This is a genomic window from Ulvibacter sp. MAR_2010_11, from assembly GCF_002813135.1.
Classification (GTDB): domain Bacteria; phylum Bacteroidota; class Bacteroidia; order Flavobacteriales; family Flavobacteriaceae; genus Altibacter.
The window spans coordinates 1,393,900-1,409,570 of sequence record NZ_PHTY01000001.1 but is presented as its reverse complement, the minus strand read 5'-3'; the positions used below and the strand labels follow the sequence as shown (position 1 = coordinate 1,409,570).

Genomic DNA, 15,671 nt, shown 5'->3' with positions numbered 1-15,671 from the left:
TAACAGAGCACTTAGAAAAAAATTATTACATTTAAGAGTTACCTAACAACCTAACACAAATTGAAAAATCTCCTGGCACTTTTCGTCATATTTTTTGTATTTCCCTATTATGGGTTTTCTCAGGATATTGATTATTATGCATCGGTTTTAGACACTACCAAAAGCACTCAATTAAAATTAACCTTCCTTGACTCCTTAATTTCTAAGACTTTTAGAAAAGATGACGACGCTTTTATAGAGTACAGCATTCAATATATAGACTTGGCTAAGGATGTAGACAGCATCGAAGCCGCTGCTCGAAAGGCCATGAATCTTCAGTTTATCATCACCAGCAGAAAAAATAAACCTGAAAAAGCAGTCTCTATAATTAATGGTGTTTTAGCCCATAAATATAAAATCGACGATAGCTTTTTGTTGGGTGGTCTCTACCTTAAACGAGGTCGAGCCAATTTTAGAATAGACCTTAAAAAAGCAATTGCAGACTATTCGCTGGCACTTGAGAATTTTTCCCCTAGAGATTCGGTATATCTGGCAGATACTTATTTGTTTAAAGGACAGGCCTACTCTAATTTAGGTCAGTTTGTGCCAGCAGGAGAGAATTATCAAAAGGCGTACGATTATTACGAAGCGCTCAAAGATTACACCTATATGGTGCATGCTCAACAAGGGATTACTACCATGTTTAGTATGAATAGCTTTTATGATAAAGCCAAAGAAGAGCGCGGAAAAATAATAGAAAAATTAAAAAACCTAAATCTCAACAACTTTCTAGTAGTAGAGTATTATAATCAAGCACTGGATGATAAAAAAATGGGTAATAAAAAGCTACACCTTGAAAACCTAAACGAGGCAGTTACCATTTTAAACAAGACCCCGGATGAAGATCGAGACTTTTCTCAGTCTATTATGGTGCATTCAAAACTCATAGAATATTACGCAAATGAGAACGATATTGAAAATGCCACAAAGCATATAACGCTGGTAAGTGAGTGGATTAAAAACACAGAAGATATCAATTCAAAATTGAACTACTATGGCGCTATTGCAAAGTTTCATTATGCTTTGGGGGATTATGATACGGCATTAATACATGCCAAAAAGAAATTGGAAGGCTCCAGGTCATATAGTTACACAGATGCCATTCTCGATTCTTACGATTTGCTGGCCGATATTTATGCAAAGAAGGGAGATTATAAACGGAGTCTGGAACACAAACAGGCTTATATAACTTTAAACGACTCTATTTATAATCCAAACAGCTCGAATGTCTTAGCGTATTACCAAACCTTGTATGAAACAGAAAAGAAAGAGAAGGAGTTGGTAGAAAAAAACAGTAATATTCAGCTTTTGGAAAAAGACAACGAAGCATTTAAAAAAGTTGTAGCCTTTTCAAGTGTTGCCTTGATCTTGTTTTTTGGAATGATTCTACTATTCAGAAATCAGCAAAATTTGAAAAACAATAAAATGCTTCAGGAAAAATTTAGTCAAAAATTATTGGTTTCCCAGGAAGAAGAACGCAAGCGAATTTCTAAAGACCTGCACGATGGTCTTGGCCAACAACTTTTACTCATAAAAAACAAAGTAGTTGCAAATGGGGATGAGGCTACAAAAAAAATGGTGGACACGGCAATTGAAGAGGTGAGAACAATTTCCAGGGATCTTCATCCTTTTCAACTTCAGGAGATGGGCATTACAAAGGCTATTCAGCATTCATTAACTCAAATAGACGAGAACACCACCTTATTTATTTCTTCCGAAATAGACAATATAGACAACCTTTTTTCGCCCGAACAGGAGGTCAACATTTACCGAATTGTACAGGAAAGCCTCAATAACATTTTAAAACATGCTAAAGCGGAAGCTAGCAAGGTGTCTGTCAAGAAATTTGCAAACAACATTGTGATTTCCATTAAAGACAATGGCGACGGTTTTGATTTTTCTGAAAAATACCAGGATATAAAATCATTAGGATTAAAAACTTTATTGGAGCGCACAAAATTTTTAAATGGACAAATGAAGGTACAGTCCAAAATAAATAACGGTACCACACTAGAATTTCAATTTCCTGTATAATGGCGAAAAAAGAGACCATCATTACCGCCGACGATCATCCGCTACTCCTGAAGGGACTGAATGATTTTTTACTTGAAAAGAATTTCAACATAATTGGAAGCGGAAATAACGGACGAGAGGCTTACAATCTTATCACAAAATTAAATCCTGATATCGCTATTATCGATATTCAGATGCCGTTTATGTCGGGGCTGGAAATCGCACAAAAGTGTAAAACCAACGGAATAACCACTAAGATTATTCTAATTACCTTACATAAAGAACGGGATTTGTATCAACAGGCACAGGATTTGAACATTTTTGGCTATGTTCTCAAAGAATTTGCCTTAGAAGAAATTGAAACCTGTATAAAAACGGTTTCTTCCGGGAAGCCCTTTTTTAGTCCGGAAATTAAAGATTTGCTCGGCTCCAATAATATGGAAGAAAATTCCTTGAAAAATTTAACCCCTTCCGAAAAAAAGATTTTAAAACTAATTGCAAACGACAAGACCAATAAAGAAATCGCTTCCCTCCTTTTTATTTCGTATCGAACCGTCGAAAAACATCGAAGTAATATTATATCCAAGTTAGATTTGGAACACAAAACTAATAGTCTCCTAATTTGGGCCAAAGAACATCAGGAAAAACTTATTTAACTACCTAAAAACCATATTAATTAAAAATTTACGTGTTAACACGTATTTTAAGAGTGTCAATATTTTCTCACATTTACAACATGAAAAATTCAGTGTTGTTAGAGGAAAATAAACATAGAAATAAAAGAACTAAAAAGATAATTGTAATCGTCTTAATAGTTTCAATTATTACAATTGTGCTTCTCAACGTTCTGAATTATTTTGTTTCATATAAATAAGTTTACGGTTGAAATTTCAACTAACTAGCCAAATAAAAAAACCCGACTGAAAAGTCGGGTTTTTTTTATGTAATGCGAGAAAATTATCTATAATTCTAACGCCTTTTTTATATCGTTGCCCATTAACAATTCGGTTGGGTTTTCCAGAGCTTCTTTGACAGCAACCAGAAATCCTACAGATTCTCTTCCGTCAATAATTCTGTGATCATAAGACAATGCCACAAACATTACAGGGGCAATAGCGATAGCACCATCTCTTACAATAGCTCTTTCTACAATATTGTGCATTCCTAAAATTCCCGATTGTGGTGGATTAATAATGGGGGTGGATAACATACTACCAAAAACACCTCCGTTGGAGATTGTAAACGTACCTCCCGTCATTTCATCTACTGTAATTTGACCATCCCTAGCACGCAACGCCAATCTTTTAACTTCAGCTTCAACCCCTCTGAAGGTTAGGTTTTCGGCATTTCTAATTACCGGCACCATCAATCCTTTTGGGCCTGATACTGCAATTGAAATATCCTTAAAATCGTGACGTATTTGGAAGTCTCCATCAATCATCGAATTCACATCGGGATACAAATCCAAGGCGCGTACCACTGCCAAGGTAAAGAAAGACATAAAGCCTAATCCTACGCCATGTTTTTCTTTAAACTGCTCTTTGTATTCATTTCGCAACTCAAAAATAGGGCTCATATCCACTTCATTAAAAGTGGTAAGCATGGCGGTTTGATTTTTTGCCGCCACCAAACGTTCTGCCACCTTGCGGCGCAGCATTGAAAGTTTTTTGCGTTCGGTTCCTCTACCTCCACTTCCCGGAGTGCCCATGGAAGGTGTTGCGTTATCAGCATCATTCTTGGTAATTCGTCCGTCTCTCCCCGAACCTTTTACTTCTTTGGGTGCCATTCCTTTTTCGTCTAAAATCTTCTTAGCCGCAGGAGAAGGAGTTCCGGAAGCATAACTTTCTTTTTTAGGCGCTTCTTTCGAAGTTTCTTTTTTGGTTTCTTTTACAGGAGCTTCTTTTGCTTCTTTCGCTTCCTCTTCTTTCTTAGAATCACCGGCGCCTTCAGGTTTTTTTGCATCGGTGTCGATTAGGCATACAACATCTCCAACCGCAACAGCGTCACCTTCATCAGCTTTGAGCGTAATAATACCACTGGCTTCGGCAGGAAGCTCCAAGGTTGCTTTATCACTGTCAACTTCGGCAATTGCCTGGTCTTTTTCAACCCAATCACCATCGGCTACCAACCATTGGGCTATTTCTACTTCTGTAATGGATTCTCCCGGAGAAGGGACTTTCATTTCTAATACCATAGTAATTCTGTTATCCTATATAAGGGTTGCTAAATTTATTCTGCTTCACTGTTAAAAACACTTTCAATCACCTTAGCGTGACGCAATTTTGAACGCACACTACTTCCGGAGGCCGGAGCGGCATACATTTTTCGGCTGCATACTCTAAAGTTTTTGGCTTCATCGAAGTGCAATAAGATATGCGCATAAGCTCCCATATTGCGAGGCTCTTCTTGTGCCCAAACAATATCGTCTGCATTTTTGTATTTTTTTATAATCTCTTTTAATTTATTGGTTGGCAATGGAAACAATTGTTCTACACGCACCAAGGCAACATCATTTCTTTGTAGTTCTTCCCGCTTCTCAAGTAAATCGTAGTAGAATTTACCACTAACAAACACCAACGATTTAGTCTTGGCTACTTTAGCTTCAGAATCGTCCATAACCATTTGGAAACTTCCCTTCGCCAACTCCTCTTTTGTGGAAAGTACTTTTGGGTGACGCAATAGGCTCTTAGGCGTAAATACAATCAATGGTTTTCTATAGTTCACCTTCATCTGTCTGCGTAACAAATGATACATATTGGCAGGCGTTGTAACATCGGCCACAAACATATTATCAACTGCACACATTTGAAGATAGCGTTCCATTCTTGCTGAAGAGTGCTCTGCCCCCTGACCTTCATAGCCATGAGGTAATAATAGCACCAAACCGTTTTGCATTTTCCATTTATCTTCCGCTGCCGAAATATACTGGTCAATCATAATTTGGGCTCCATTACTGAAATCCCCAAACTGTGCTTCCCATAGGGTGAGCGTGATAGGACTGGCCATTGCATAACCATAATCGAAACCAACCACCCCATATTCTGATAGCAAGGAGTTGTAAATATAAAAATCCGCCTGCTTTCCTTTTAACTCATTTAGCAGCACTATTTCTTCTTCGGTATCTTCTACTTTTATAACGGCATGACGATGCGAAAAAGTTCCTCTTTCTACATCTTGTCCGCTCATTCGTACATCGTGCCCTTCCTTTAATAGTGTGCCATAGGCAAGTAATTCGCCCATTGCCCAATCCAATTGGTTGTCTTCGAAGTACATTTTATGACGGGCTTCAATAAGTTTGGAAATCTTGCGAAGGAATTTTTTATCTTTTGGAAGTTGGGTAATTACCTCAGCTATTTCAGATAGTCCCTTTAGATCGAAAGTGGTGTCAACATCTTCCATCATTTTATCCTCTTCGGCATAGATATAACCCTGCCATTCGTCTTGCATGAAGGCGGTTATTTCGGTCTTATCCTCTTTTCGGGAATCCTGCAGGTTCTCTTCCAATTTATCCTTGTACTCTTGCTCGAGCTTTTCGGCAAATCCTTTTTCAATTAGACCTTGCTTGATGAGCTTTTCGGCATAGATATCTCTCGGATTACTATGCTTTGATATTGCTTTATATAATTTCGGCTGTGTAAAACTGGGTTCATCCCCTTCGTTATGACCGTATTTTCTGTATCCCAACAGGTCTATAAACACATCGCGACCAAATTCCATTCTAAAATCCAGAGCAAACTTCATCGCGTGCACGACAGCTTCCACATCATCTGCATTTACATGTAAAACCGGAGATAAGGTAACTTTGGCGACATCAGTACAATATGTAGACGAACGTGCGTCCAAATAATTGGTGGTAAAACCAATTTGATTGTTTACAACTATATGTATGGTTCCGCCGGTCTTATAGCCGTCCAGTTGAGCCATCTGAACAATTTCATAGACAATTCCCTGTCCGGCAATAGCCGCATCACCATGAACAATTATTGGGAGTACAGCCTTGGGGTTATCTTTATGATGATCGTCCTGCTTGGCACGAGCAATTCCTTGAACTACTGCGCCAACAGTTTCTAAGTGAGACGGATTGGGAGCAATGTTCAGGTTGATTTCCTTTCCGGAACTACTTTTCCGCTTGGAAGTCCAACCCAAATGATACTTGACATCTCCGTCAAAAATATCCTGAGCGTAATCTTTTCCGTCGAATTCACTAAAAATATCCTTGGAACTTTTCCCGAAGATATTGGTTAACGTACTCAAACGACCCCGGTGTGCCATCCCCAATACAAACTCTTCCACGCCTTGTTCGGCGGCATTTTCAATTAAGGTGTCCAGGGCAGGAATCAAACTTTCTCCTCCTTCCAGAGAAAAACGCTTCTGACCTACATATTTAGTGTGTAGAAATGTTTCGAAGGAAACAGCTTCATTCAGTTTTTTAAGGATTTGCTTCTTTTGTTCGGTCGAAAAATTAGGAAGATTGTCGTTGATATTCAACCTATCCTGTATCCATTGAATTTCTTCCGGCTTTCGGATATACATATACTCGATCCCAATAGACTGACAATAAATATTTTCAAGATGCCGTATAATTTCTTCGAGAGTAGTTTCAGGAATTCCTAAAATATCGGCTGCTTTAAACTTTCTGGAAAGATCGGCTTCGGTCAATCCAAAATTTTCTATGGCGAGCGTAGGTTCGTACTTTCTGCGTTCGCGTACCGGATTTGTTTTTGTAAAAAGATGCCCGCGAGTTCGGTAGCCATCTATTAATTTTATCACCTGGAATTCCTTCAATAAACTTTCAGGAATTTCCTGTCCGTTTTGCTCGATTCCTAAAGCTTCAAGAGACCCGTTTTCAATACCAAAATCGAAGCCCTGAAAAAAGGCTCTCCAACTGGGTTCTATACTGTCGGGATATTGTAAATATTTATCGTAGAGATCGGCAATATAAGCCGGATGCACCGCATTTAAAAAAGAAAATCTATCCATAATAGGAATAAAGAGAACTATTTTTAATAAAACGTTACAAAAATACAATAAATCCACAAACTACGGCTTTGGGATTTTATATATTTATTGAACTGAAACTCATAAATATTTCACAATGAATTCATTCAAATTCAGCCCTATTCTAAAAGTTTTTTGCCCACTGTTTATCGGTTTGATGTTTCAGACCGGTTCGTCCCAAGAACAGGCTCCCAACTTCTGGTCACATGTTCGATTTGGCGGCGGATTAGGATTGAGTTTTGGAAACGAATTTTTCAGTGCCACAGTCGCTCCCAGTGCTATTTACGAGTTCAATGAGCAATTTGCTTTGGGTGTAGGTGCGAATTTTACCTATAACCGACAAAAGAATTTTTACAAAACAACTATTGTAGGGGGAAGTGTTTTAGGACTGTATAATATTATCCCGCAGTTGCAGGTATCTGCCGAATTTGAACAATTAAATGTGACACGTACATTCGAATCGGATTTGATGATTCCCGACGATACGTATTGGTATCCTGCTTTATTTATGGGAGCAGGATTCCGCAACGGTAATTTTACTATTGGAATTAGATATGACGTTTTGTATGACGAAGAAAAAAGCATTTACGCCAATGCCTGGATGCCTTTTGCGAGGATCTATTTTTAAACCGTCCGCTCCATAAGCCAATCACCAAAATGGATTAGTTTTTCTTTCTTTTCTGAAGAGATTTGCACAGCGTCTAAATAATTGTTAGCCTTTTGGGTATAGGATGCAATTTCATTCTGAATGGCTTTTGCAGCACCTGAAGCTTCAAAAATACTTTTTACAGTACTTATTTTATCTGAAGGGTCTTTGGGTGCAATGCTGTATAAATGCTCCAGGGTTTCGGCTTCTTCGGCACTACTACCCTTCAAAGCCGTTAAATACAAAAAGGTTTTTTTATTTGTAATAATATCTCCTCCCACCTGTTTTCCGAAGGTTTCCGGGTTTCCGAAGGCATCCAAATAATCGTCCTGCAGCTGAAATGCAATCCCCAGGTTTCGGCCAAATTGATAAATATTGTTTTTACAACTTTCCGAAGCTTCAGCAACAATGGCACCCATCTTCATTGCAGCGCCTAAAAGCACCGCTGTCTTGCAATCGATCATATGAATGTATTCATCCAAAGTAACGTCGTCCCGGGTTTCGAAGTCTACATCGTATTGTTGTCCTTCACACACTTCCAGCGCAGTTTTACTAAAGAGTTTGGCTAATTCCTGGAATTTATGAGGCTCATAGTTTTCGAACAACTGATAGGCTAGAATTAACATAGCATCTCCCGAGAGGATTCCGGTGTTGATGTCCCATTTTTCATGTACCGTTTCTTCCCCCCGTCGCAATGGCGCCTTGTCCATTATATCATCGTGAATCAAAGAAAAGTTGTGAAACAGTTCGACCGCCAAGGCAGCCGGCATGGCTTTGTTGAAGTCTTCCCCAAAAAAATCACAGCTAAGTAAGGTGAGGATGGGGCGCAAACGTTTTCCTCCCAAAGTGACGATATATTGAATGGGTGCGTATAACTGTGTGGGTTCTTTTACACGAACCGTTTCATTTAAATGCCTCTGCAAAGCATCATTGTATTTCGACAATACTTCCATTCACAAAATTTTCCTGCTAAAATACGAGTTGCTCAGTAAAACGGGGTTAATTATTTAATAAAAAGAAAATAACCCGAAGTTGGAAGGATATGTTAAATAATTGTAAAACTTTGGAAACTATTTTTGTTTTAAAAGTTTCCGTGTTGTACATTTGCGCCCTATTATGAAAGAAAAAATAATTAAAAACGCGGCCGAGCTGTTTATAACCCTTGGTTTTAAGAGTGTTACCATGGACGATATTGCCAATCACATGGGCATTTCAAAAAAGACCATTTATTCACATTTCAGCAACAAAACCGAACTGGTTAAAGAAGCGACATTATGCGTATTCCACGAGATAACTTGTGGTATTAGGTGTATAAGAGAGCTAAATAAAAATCCGATTGAAGAATTGTACGAAATTAAAAAGTTTGCAATGCTTCATTTGAAAAATGAAAAAGTATCTCCCCAATACCAATTGCAAAAATACTATCCTGAGATATTTAACACGCTTAAGGAAAAACAATACGAAAACATGCACGAGTGCACACTTCAAAATCTGGAAAGAGGTGTTGCGCTTGGGTTGTATCGGGACAATCTTGATATCGAATTTGTCTCTCGAATCTATTTTATAGGTGTAAGAGGGATTAAGGATGACACTTTATTTCCCACGCAAAGATTTCCGAAAGCAGAATTAATGGAGGATTATCTGGAGTATCATTTACGGGGTATTGTTACTCCCGAAGGGCTTAAAACACTTAACAAATTCATCAAACAACAATCAAACGAATGAGGAAACAAATTGCTATTTGTAGTATCATGCTGCTATCTGTGGTTGGTAGCGCACAACAAAAAGAAGCGTATAGTTTTACCCTGGAGGAGGCAATTACTTTTGCCATCGATAGTAATTATACCGCAATCAACGCCCGCCGCGATATCGCCAAGGCCTTAAAACAAAAATGGGAGACTACTGCAACCGGGCTCCCGCAGATTAGCGCAGACATCGCCTACCAGAACAACCTAAAACAACCTGTTACACTTTTGCCGGCCGAAATTACCGGAGGGGAGCCCGGAACCTTTGTTCCTGTTACGTTTGGCACCAAGCAAAATGCTTCAGCTACAGCGACTTTAAATCAGTTGATATTCGACGGAAGTTATTTGGTTGGCCTGCAAGCTGCCAAGGCATTTTTGGATTATTCTGAAAACGCTTCCGAAAAAACCAATCTGGAAGTGCGCAAGGGAGTGATTAATGCCTACGGAAGTGTATTACTTTCCGAAGAACTCATCGCCATTTTTGAAAAGAACAAAACCAATCTCGAAAAAAATCTCTTCGAAACCCGGAAAATATATGAAAACGGACTTACAGAAGAGGAAAGTGTGGAACAGTTGGAAATTACACTTTTAGATATAGAAACCCAATTAAACAATGCCCGCAGAACTTCAGCAATTGCAAAACAAATGTTTAATGTCGCCCTTGGAATTGACGTGGACGCTCAGGTTACTTTTGAAGATAATTTAGATTCGTTGGCACAAGAAAACATTCAGCTTGAAATTTTAGACTCTTCGTTGAATATTAAGGAGAATATCGATTACAAAATCGCGTACAATCTCACCGAACAACGTAATCTGGAGTTAAAACTGGAAAAAAGTAGAGCCCTGCCAAGACTTACTGCCTTTCTTAATTATGGAGCCGCCGCGAACAGTGACGACTTTACATTTTTAAATAGTGAACAGATTTGGTATCAATCCTCGGTGTTGGGTGTAAATATGAGTATCCCCATCTTTAGCAGCGGGATGCGAAGTGCCAAGACACAACGTGCCAAGATTGCATTAGAGCAAGCCGAAACACAACTGGAAGAGACGTCTCAAAATGTGCAATTGGCTTTAAACACAGCCAAAAGTAACTACCAGTTTGCGATTGAAAACTACGAGAATTCAAAGAAAAACTTAGCATTGTCCGAACGCATTGAAGGGAAAAATCAGGTGAAATTCGGGGAAGGACTTTCAACAAGCTTTGACCTTCGGCAGGCGCAAACACAGTTATACACTGCACAACAGCAATATTTTCAGGCCATGTTGGAGGTGATTAACACCAAAGCCAATTTGGAAACAGTTTTAAATACTCCTCAGTTAAGAACAAACAACTAATCAATTAGAAAACGCTATACAAATGAAAAAAGTAATTATAATCCTAGTAACAGCTCTTACAATTGCCGCTTGTGGAGGTGATTCTCAGTCCGTTGACGCGGTGATAGAAAGCGGTAATCTGGAAGCCATGAAGGCTAAGAAAGAACAAGTTTTGGCATCTTACGATAGTATCGCAACAGTTTTAGGAAGGCTCGAACTGGCCATTTCAGAAAAAGATACCTTAAAGAAATTGCCATTGGTGACCACCTATGTGCTGAACGATACACTCTTTAACCATTATATCGATATTCAAGGAAATGTAGAAACCAACGAGAATATTCTCATTTACCCCGAATATCAAGGATTGTTGACGAAGGTTTATGTGAAAGAGGGTGATAAGGTTTCCAAAGGTCAGTTACTGGCTCGTATCGATGATGGCGGATTGTCAAGTCAGCTTTCTCAGCTCGAAACACAGTATCAATTAGCAAAAACTACTTTTGAGAGACAAGAGCGTTTGTGGAACCAGAAGATTGGTAGTGAGATTCAGTATTTACAGGCCAAGTCTAATATGGAAGCCTCTCAAAGTTCGGTAAATCAACTGCGTTCTCAATTGGGGAGAACCAGCGTTCGTGCCCCGTTTAGTGGTGAAATTGACGAAATAGTGACCGAACAAGGACAGGTGGTTGCTCCCGGAGGACAGGCTTTAATGCGGATAGTGAACCTGAGGGATATGTATGTAAAGGCTTCAATCCCCGAAAATTATATTGGAAGTATTCAAGAAGGAACCGAGGTAAAAGTTACTTTTCCTGCTCTAAATGAAACGGTAAACGGGAAGGTGAAAAATGTAGGGAATTATATCAACCCGAACAATAGAACCTTTGATATCGAAATTGACGTTCCTAACAAGGGCAAAACTATCAAGCCTAATTTGGTTGCCAAGTTGGAAATTAATAATTACAGTAAGGCCAAAGCCAAGATGATTCCTGCAAACGTGATACAGGAAAATTCCATAGGCGAAAAATTTGTCTATGTAATTTCTGAAGTTGATGGAGATGAAGCGAAAGTGACTCGTAAGAAGATTGAGACCGGAAAAAAATACGAAGGACAAATTGAAGTGCTAAGCGGATTGGAAGACGGGGAAACCATCGTAAAGGACGGCGCCCTAACTTTGAATGACGGAGCAACCGTAAAAATTAAAACTACCAACTAAAAACCTCCAAATGGAACAAAAGAAAAAATATTTCGGGCTCTCCAATTGGGCGATAGATAACCGCATGACTGTGTTTGTGCTAATTGGTATCGTATTGATTGGCGGACTTATGTCGTACATAAATCTTCCTCGGGAATCTTTTCCGGAAGTAATTGAATCTAAAATCTACATCAGTTCGGTGTTCCCCGGAAATGCTGCCGAAGACGTGGAAAAACTAATCACCAAGCCACTGGAAGAGGAAATCAATGATATTTCGGGGGTGACAAAGATTACTTCCAATTCGCTTCAGGATTATTCGATGATTACGGTCGAATTTGAAGAAACTATCACTCCCGATGAAGCCAAGGTGAAAGTAAAAGACAAACTGGATGCCGTAAAAGCACAACAGGATTGGCCTACAATGGATGGTGGTGCAAAGGTAGAGCCCAATGCTTTCGACTTAAATATTTCGGAAATAACACCAATTGCACAAATCAACCTCAAAGGGGATTACCCTTCGACACAACTAAAGGAATTTGCAGAAGAGCTACAAGACAGGATTGAAGATCTTCCGGAAATAAAGGAAGCCACTTTGCTAGGGGTTCAGGACAAGGAAGTGGAAGTTGCCGTGGACGTGTACAAAATGACCGCTGCCAACTTAAGTCTGAATGAAGTAATACAGGCGATTCAAAATGAAAACGTTACCATTTCGGGTGGAAATGTAATTGAAAACGGTCTACGTCGAAACATCCGTGTTATTGGAGAAATTGAACAACCCACCGATCTTGAAAACATAGTTGTAAAAGAAGATGGCGGGGTGGTATTGTTACGTGATGTAGCCGAAATAAATTTCAGAGAAAAAGACAAAACAACCTATGCCAGAGAATATGGCAAACCGGTTGTCATGTTGAGTATTAAGAAGAAGAGTGGCGAAAATATGATTGCGGCTATAGCCGAAATTAAGAAGCTCATTGAAGAAGCCAAAGGCGATTATTTACCTGAAAATCTGGAAATAACTATAACGAGTGATGAGTCTACTAGAACCGAAGCCCAGGTCGCTGAATTAGAGAACAGTATCATTTTCGGAGTATTACTTGTGGTAAGTGTTTTGATGTTCTTTTTAGGGTTCAGGAATGCACTATTTGTGGGTATTGCCATCCCTTTGTCTATTTTATTATCTTTTTTAATACTTCCAATTGTGGGAGATTTTATGGGCATCAATATTACGCTAAACACCATGGTATTGTTTGCAACCGTAATGGGACTGGGAATGCTGGTGGACAATGGAATTGTGGTGGTAGAGAATGTCTATAGGCTAATGGATGAAGGGGTGCCGCGTTTAGAAGCGGCCAAGCAGGGAGTCGGTGAAATTGCATGGCCTATTATTGCCTCTACGGCTACTACGCTAGCGGCCTTTTTACCCTTGGGCTTCTGGCCGGGAATTATGGGGAAATTCATGATATACTTCCCTTTAACCCTATCGACCGTACTGTTTTCATCGCTTTTTGTAGCATTGATTATTAATTCGATGCTTACTTCGGTATTTATGAAAACAGAAGAAGGAGAAATCTCGAAAAAGAATTTATTCCGAATTAGTATTGCGCTATTGATTTTTGGAGGATTGTTGATTATTTCAGGGCTTACTGAAACCCATATTATTTTCCAGATACTTGGAGCAGTAGTTTTAATTTACGCCTTGTATTTATCGTTTAGAGGATGGAAAAACAGATCGAAAACCGTCCTGTTAAAGCGAGGTTTAGGCTTACTTGCCGTAGGCTTACTCTTTACCATTCTGGGCGCTGTTGGGAGTCCGAAAACCTTGACCGGCTTCGGAAACTTATTTGTTTTTGTTGCCTTTTTATTGTGGTTCTTTAAATATGTATTGGCTCCTGGTTCACAGAAGTTTCAGAAAAAATGGCTACCGGCTTTGGAAAGAAGATATCACAAATTTCTGGAATCTGCTTTAAAAGGAAGTAATGCCTACAAGTTTGTATTCGGAACCTTTGGATTGCTGATATTATCCTTTGTGGTCTTTGGAATTGCACAACCTAACGTGTTGTTCTTTCCCGAAAATCAGCCGAACCAGGCCATCGTTTACATCGAATATCCCGAAGGAACCGATATCGAAAAAACGAACGAAATTACGCGTACTATAGAACAGCAGGTTTTCGAGGTGCTGGATCAATACAAATACAACAAGGACGGCGAATCGTACAATTTCATGGCCGAATCTATTATCTCACAAGTGGGAGAAGGTGCCGGAAATCCGCAAACCGACGGCGCTTCACAAAATGAGATGCCTCATAGGGGAAAGGTGACTGTATTGTTCAGGGAATTTAAATACCGTTACAATGAAGAAGGAGATAAGATTAGTAGTGGAGATGTATTAAGTGAGCTGCGAAATGCCGTACAGGGTTATCCTGGCGTTAGTGTGATTGTAGATAAGGATGCAAACGGTCCTCCGGCCGGATATGCCATTAACTTAGAATTGAAGGGAGAAGATTACGACAAATTGTTGGCAGAAGCGCAGAATGTTCAGGAATATATAAACGGACTCTCAATTCCCGGCATTGAAGAATTAAAGCTGGATGTAAATCAGAACAAACCGGAGATGGAGGTATTTGTGGATCGGAAAAAAGCAGGGGAGTTAGGCGTGAGTACAGCTCAGGTGGGTCGTGTATTGCGTAGTGCTATTTATGGATTCGACTCGTCTACTTATAAGGAAGGAGAAGATGATTACGATATTTTTGTTCGCTTCGGAAATGAGAACAGATACAACGAAAGTGCTTTATTTAATCAGAACATAACCTTCAGAGACAACAACGGGAATTTGAAAAACATTCCCATTTCCTCTTTGGTGACTACAAAAAATATAGCCACTTTCAGTTCTATAAAACGAAAAGACTTAAAACGTGTTATTACAGTTTATTCCAATGTTTTAGAAGGTTTTAATCCTACCGAAATTGTTCAAAAAATGGAGACCTCATTGGTAAATTATGATTTGCCCAAGGGTATTAGTTACGATTTCACCGGGGAGCAGGAAGAGCAGGACAAAAACATGGCGTTTCTGTTCAGTGCTTTGATTATGGCGTTGGCGTTAATCCTTTTAATTATTGTGGCGCAATTCAACTCGGTTTCAAAGCCCATTATTATTTTTGTGGCCATTGTTTTGAGTTTTATAGGGGTGTTATTTGGTCTGGTAATATTCCAGATGGATTTTGTGGTAATCATGACGATGATGGGAATTATATCACTTGCCGGAATTGTGGTAAACAACGCGATTGTATTAATAGATTATACTCAATTACTTATTGACCGTAAGAAGCAAGAATTAGGTATAAATAAAGATGAGCTGCTCTCTCGTGAAGACTATCGTGAGGCAATTATTGCAGCAGGTAAAAATCGTTTACGTCCGGTATTGTTAACAGCTATTACTACTATTTTGGGACTCATTCCGTTGGCAATTGGCTTTAACATCAACTTCTTTACGTTATTTACAGAATTTGACCCACAAATATATATTGGAGGAGACAATACCATTTTCTGGGGGCCCATGTCATGGACCATTATCTTCGGATTGAGCTTTGCAACCTTCCTAACTCTGGTAATTGTCCCAACCATGTTTTACTTACTCAACAGAGCTAAGATTAGATTTGCAGACGATTCGAAAGCAAAGAAAGGCTCCCGAGAAACTGCTTAATAAAAAAACCCCTTTCCATTGGAAAGG

The 15,671-nt window shown here is 39.2% G+C and carries 10 protein-coding genes; 7 read left to right on the top strand and 3 right to left on the bottom strand.

The window, feature by feature from the left end; all coding sequences use genetic code 11:
* Positions 1-60: 60 nt before the first annotated feature.
* Both ATE92_RS06540 and ATE92_RS06535 read left to right on the top strand, forming a co-directional pair.
* On the top strand, positions 61-2,073 hold the full coding sequence (locus tag ATE92_RS06540; RefSeq protein WP_100802938.1) for a sensor histidine kinase: 2,013 nt from the start codon (positions 61-63) through the stop codon (positions 2,071-2,073).
* Positions 2,073-2,708 carry a response regulator transcription factor gene (locus ATE92_RS06535; RefSeq protein ID WP_100802937.1) on the top strand — a complete coding sequence of 212 codons (636 nt, stop codon included), beginning with the start codon at positions 2,073-2,075 and terminating at the stop codon, positions 2,706-2,708. The genes ATE92_RS06540 and ATE92_RS06535 overlap by 1 nt, the downstream gene beginning before the upstream one ends.
* A gap of 305 nt (positions 2,709-3,013) precedes the next feature.
* On the opposite strand, the gene odhB is transcribed toward ATE92_RS06535, so the two are convergent.
* A complete protein-coding gene (odhB, locus tag ATE92_RS06530) occupies positions 3,014-4,246 on the bottom strand; it encodes a 2-oxoglutarate dehydrogenase complex dihydrolipoyllysine-residue succinyltransferase (RefSeq protein ID WP_100802936.1) in 1,233 nt (410 codons plus the stop codon).
* A gap of 35 nt (positions 4,247-4,281) precedes the next feature.
* Positions 4,282-7,032 carry a 2-oxoglutarate dehydrogenase E1 component gene (locus ATE92_RS06525; protein ID WP_100802935.1) on the bottom strand — a complete coding sequence of 917 codons (2,751 nt, stop codon included), beginning with the start codon at positions 7,030-7,032 and terminating at the stop codon, positions 4,282-4,284.
* A gap of 115 nt (positions 7,033-7,147) precedes the next feature.
* Here ATE92_RS06525 and ATE92_RS06520 point away from each other — a divergent pair, with 115 nt between their 5' ends.
* Positions 7,148-7,678, top strand: coding sequence for an alpha-ketoglutarate decarboxylase (locus ATE92_RS06520; protein WP_232729125.1), 531 nt, complete (start codon positions 7,148-7,150; stop codon positions 7,676-7,678).
* Here ATE92_RS06520 and ATE92_RS06515 read toward each other — a convergent pair.
* A complete protein-coding gene (locus ATE92_RS06515; RefSeq protein ID WP_100802933.1) occupies positions 7,675-8,649 on the bottom strand; it encodes a polyprenyl synthetase family protein in 975 nt (324 codons plus the stop codon). The genes ATE92_RS06520 and ATE92_RS06515 overlap by 4 nt on opposite strands.
* A 163-nt stretch (positions 8,650-8,812) precedes the next feature.
* Here ATE92_RS06515 and ATE92_RS06510 point away from each other — a divergent pair, with 163 nt between their 5' ends.
* Genes ATE92_RS06510 through ATE92_RS06495 form a run of 4 tightly spaced genes read left to right on the top strand, consistent with a single transcriptional unit; the run spans position 8,813 to position 15,644 of the window.
* Positions 8,813-9,421 (top strand): TetR/AcrR family transcriptional regulator, encoded by a 609-nt coding sequence (locus ATE92_RS06510; protein ID WP_100802932.1) that lies wholly within the window; start codon positions 8,813-8,815, stop codon positions 9,419-9,421.
* A complete protein-coding gene (locus ATE92_RS06505; protein ID WP_100802931.1) occupies positions 9,418-10,776 on the top strand; it encodes a TolC family protein in 1,359 nt (452 codons plus the stop codon). Before ATE92_RS06510 ends, ATE92_RS06505 begins: the two co-directional genes overlap by 4 nt.
* Positions 10,777-10,798: 22 nt before the next feature.
* The gene (locus ATE92_RS06500; protein WP_100802930.1) at positions 10,799-11,965 is read left to right on the top strand and encodes an efflux RND transporter periplasmic adaptor subunit; all 1,167 of its coding nucleotides are present in this window, start codon (positions 10,799-10,801) and stop codon (positions 11,963-11,965) included.
* 10 nt (positions 11,966-11,975) lie between these two features.
* Positions 11,976-15,644 (top strand): efflux RND transporter permease subunit, encoded by a 3,669-nt coding sequence (locus ATE92_RS06495; protein WP_100802929.1) that lies wholly within the window; start codon positions 11,976-11,978, stop codon positions 15,642-15,644.
* The last annotated feature ends 27 nt before the right edge of the window (positions 15,645-15,671 follow it).

Coding starts and splice junctions, on each gene's coding strand:
- ATE92_RS06495 (WP_100802929.1), top strand. CDS start 11,976: ATGGAACAAAAGAAAAAATATTTCGGGCTCTCCAATTGGGCGATAGAT.
- ATE92_RS06525 (WP_100802935.1), bottom strand. CDS start 7,032: ATGGATAGATTTTCTTTTTTAAATGCGGTGCATCCGGCTTATATTGCC.
- ATE92_RS06510 (WP_100802932.1), top strand. CDS start 8,813: ATGAAAGAAAAAATAATTAAAAACGCGGCCGAGCTGTTTATAACCCTT.
- ATE92_RS06535 (WP_100802937.1), top strand. CDS start 2,073: ATGGCGAAAAAAGAGACCATCATTACCGCCGACGATCATCCGCTACTC.
- ATE92_RS06505 (WP_100802931.1), top strand. CDS start 9,418: ATGAGGAAACAAATTGCTATTTGTAGTATCATGCTGCTATCTGTGGTT.
- ATE92_RS06500 (WP_100802930.1), top strand. CDS start 10,799: ATGAAAAAAGTAATTATAATCCTAGTAACAGCTCTTACAATTGCCGCT.
- odhB (WP_100802936.1), bottom strand. CDS start 4,246: ATGGTATTAGAAATGAAAGTCCCTTCTCCGGGAGAATCCATTACAGAA.
- ATE92_RS06520 (WP_232729125.1), top strand. CDS start 7,148: ATGAATTCATTCAAATTCAGCCCTATTCTAAAAGTTTTTTGCCCACTG.
- ATE92_RS06515 (WP_100802933.1), bottom strand. CDS start 8,649: ATGGAAGTATTGTCGAAATACAATGATGCTTTGCAGAGGCATTTAAAT.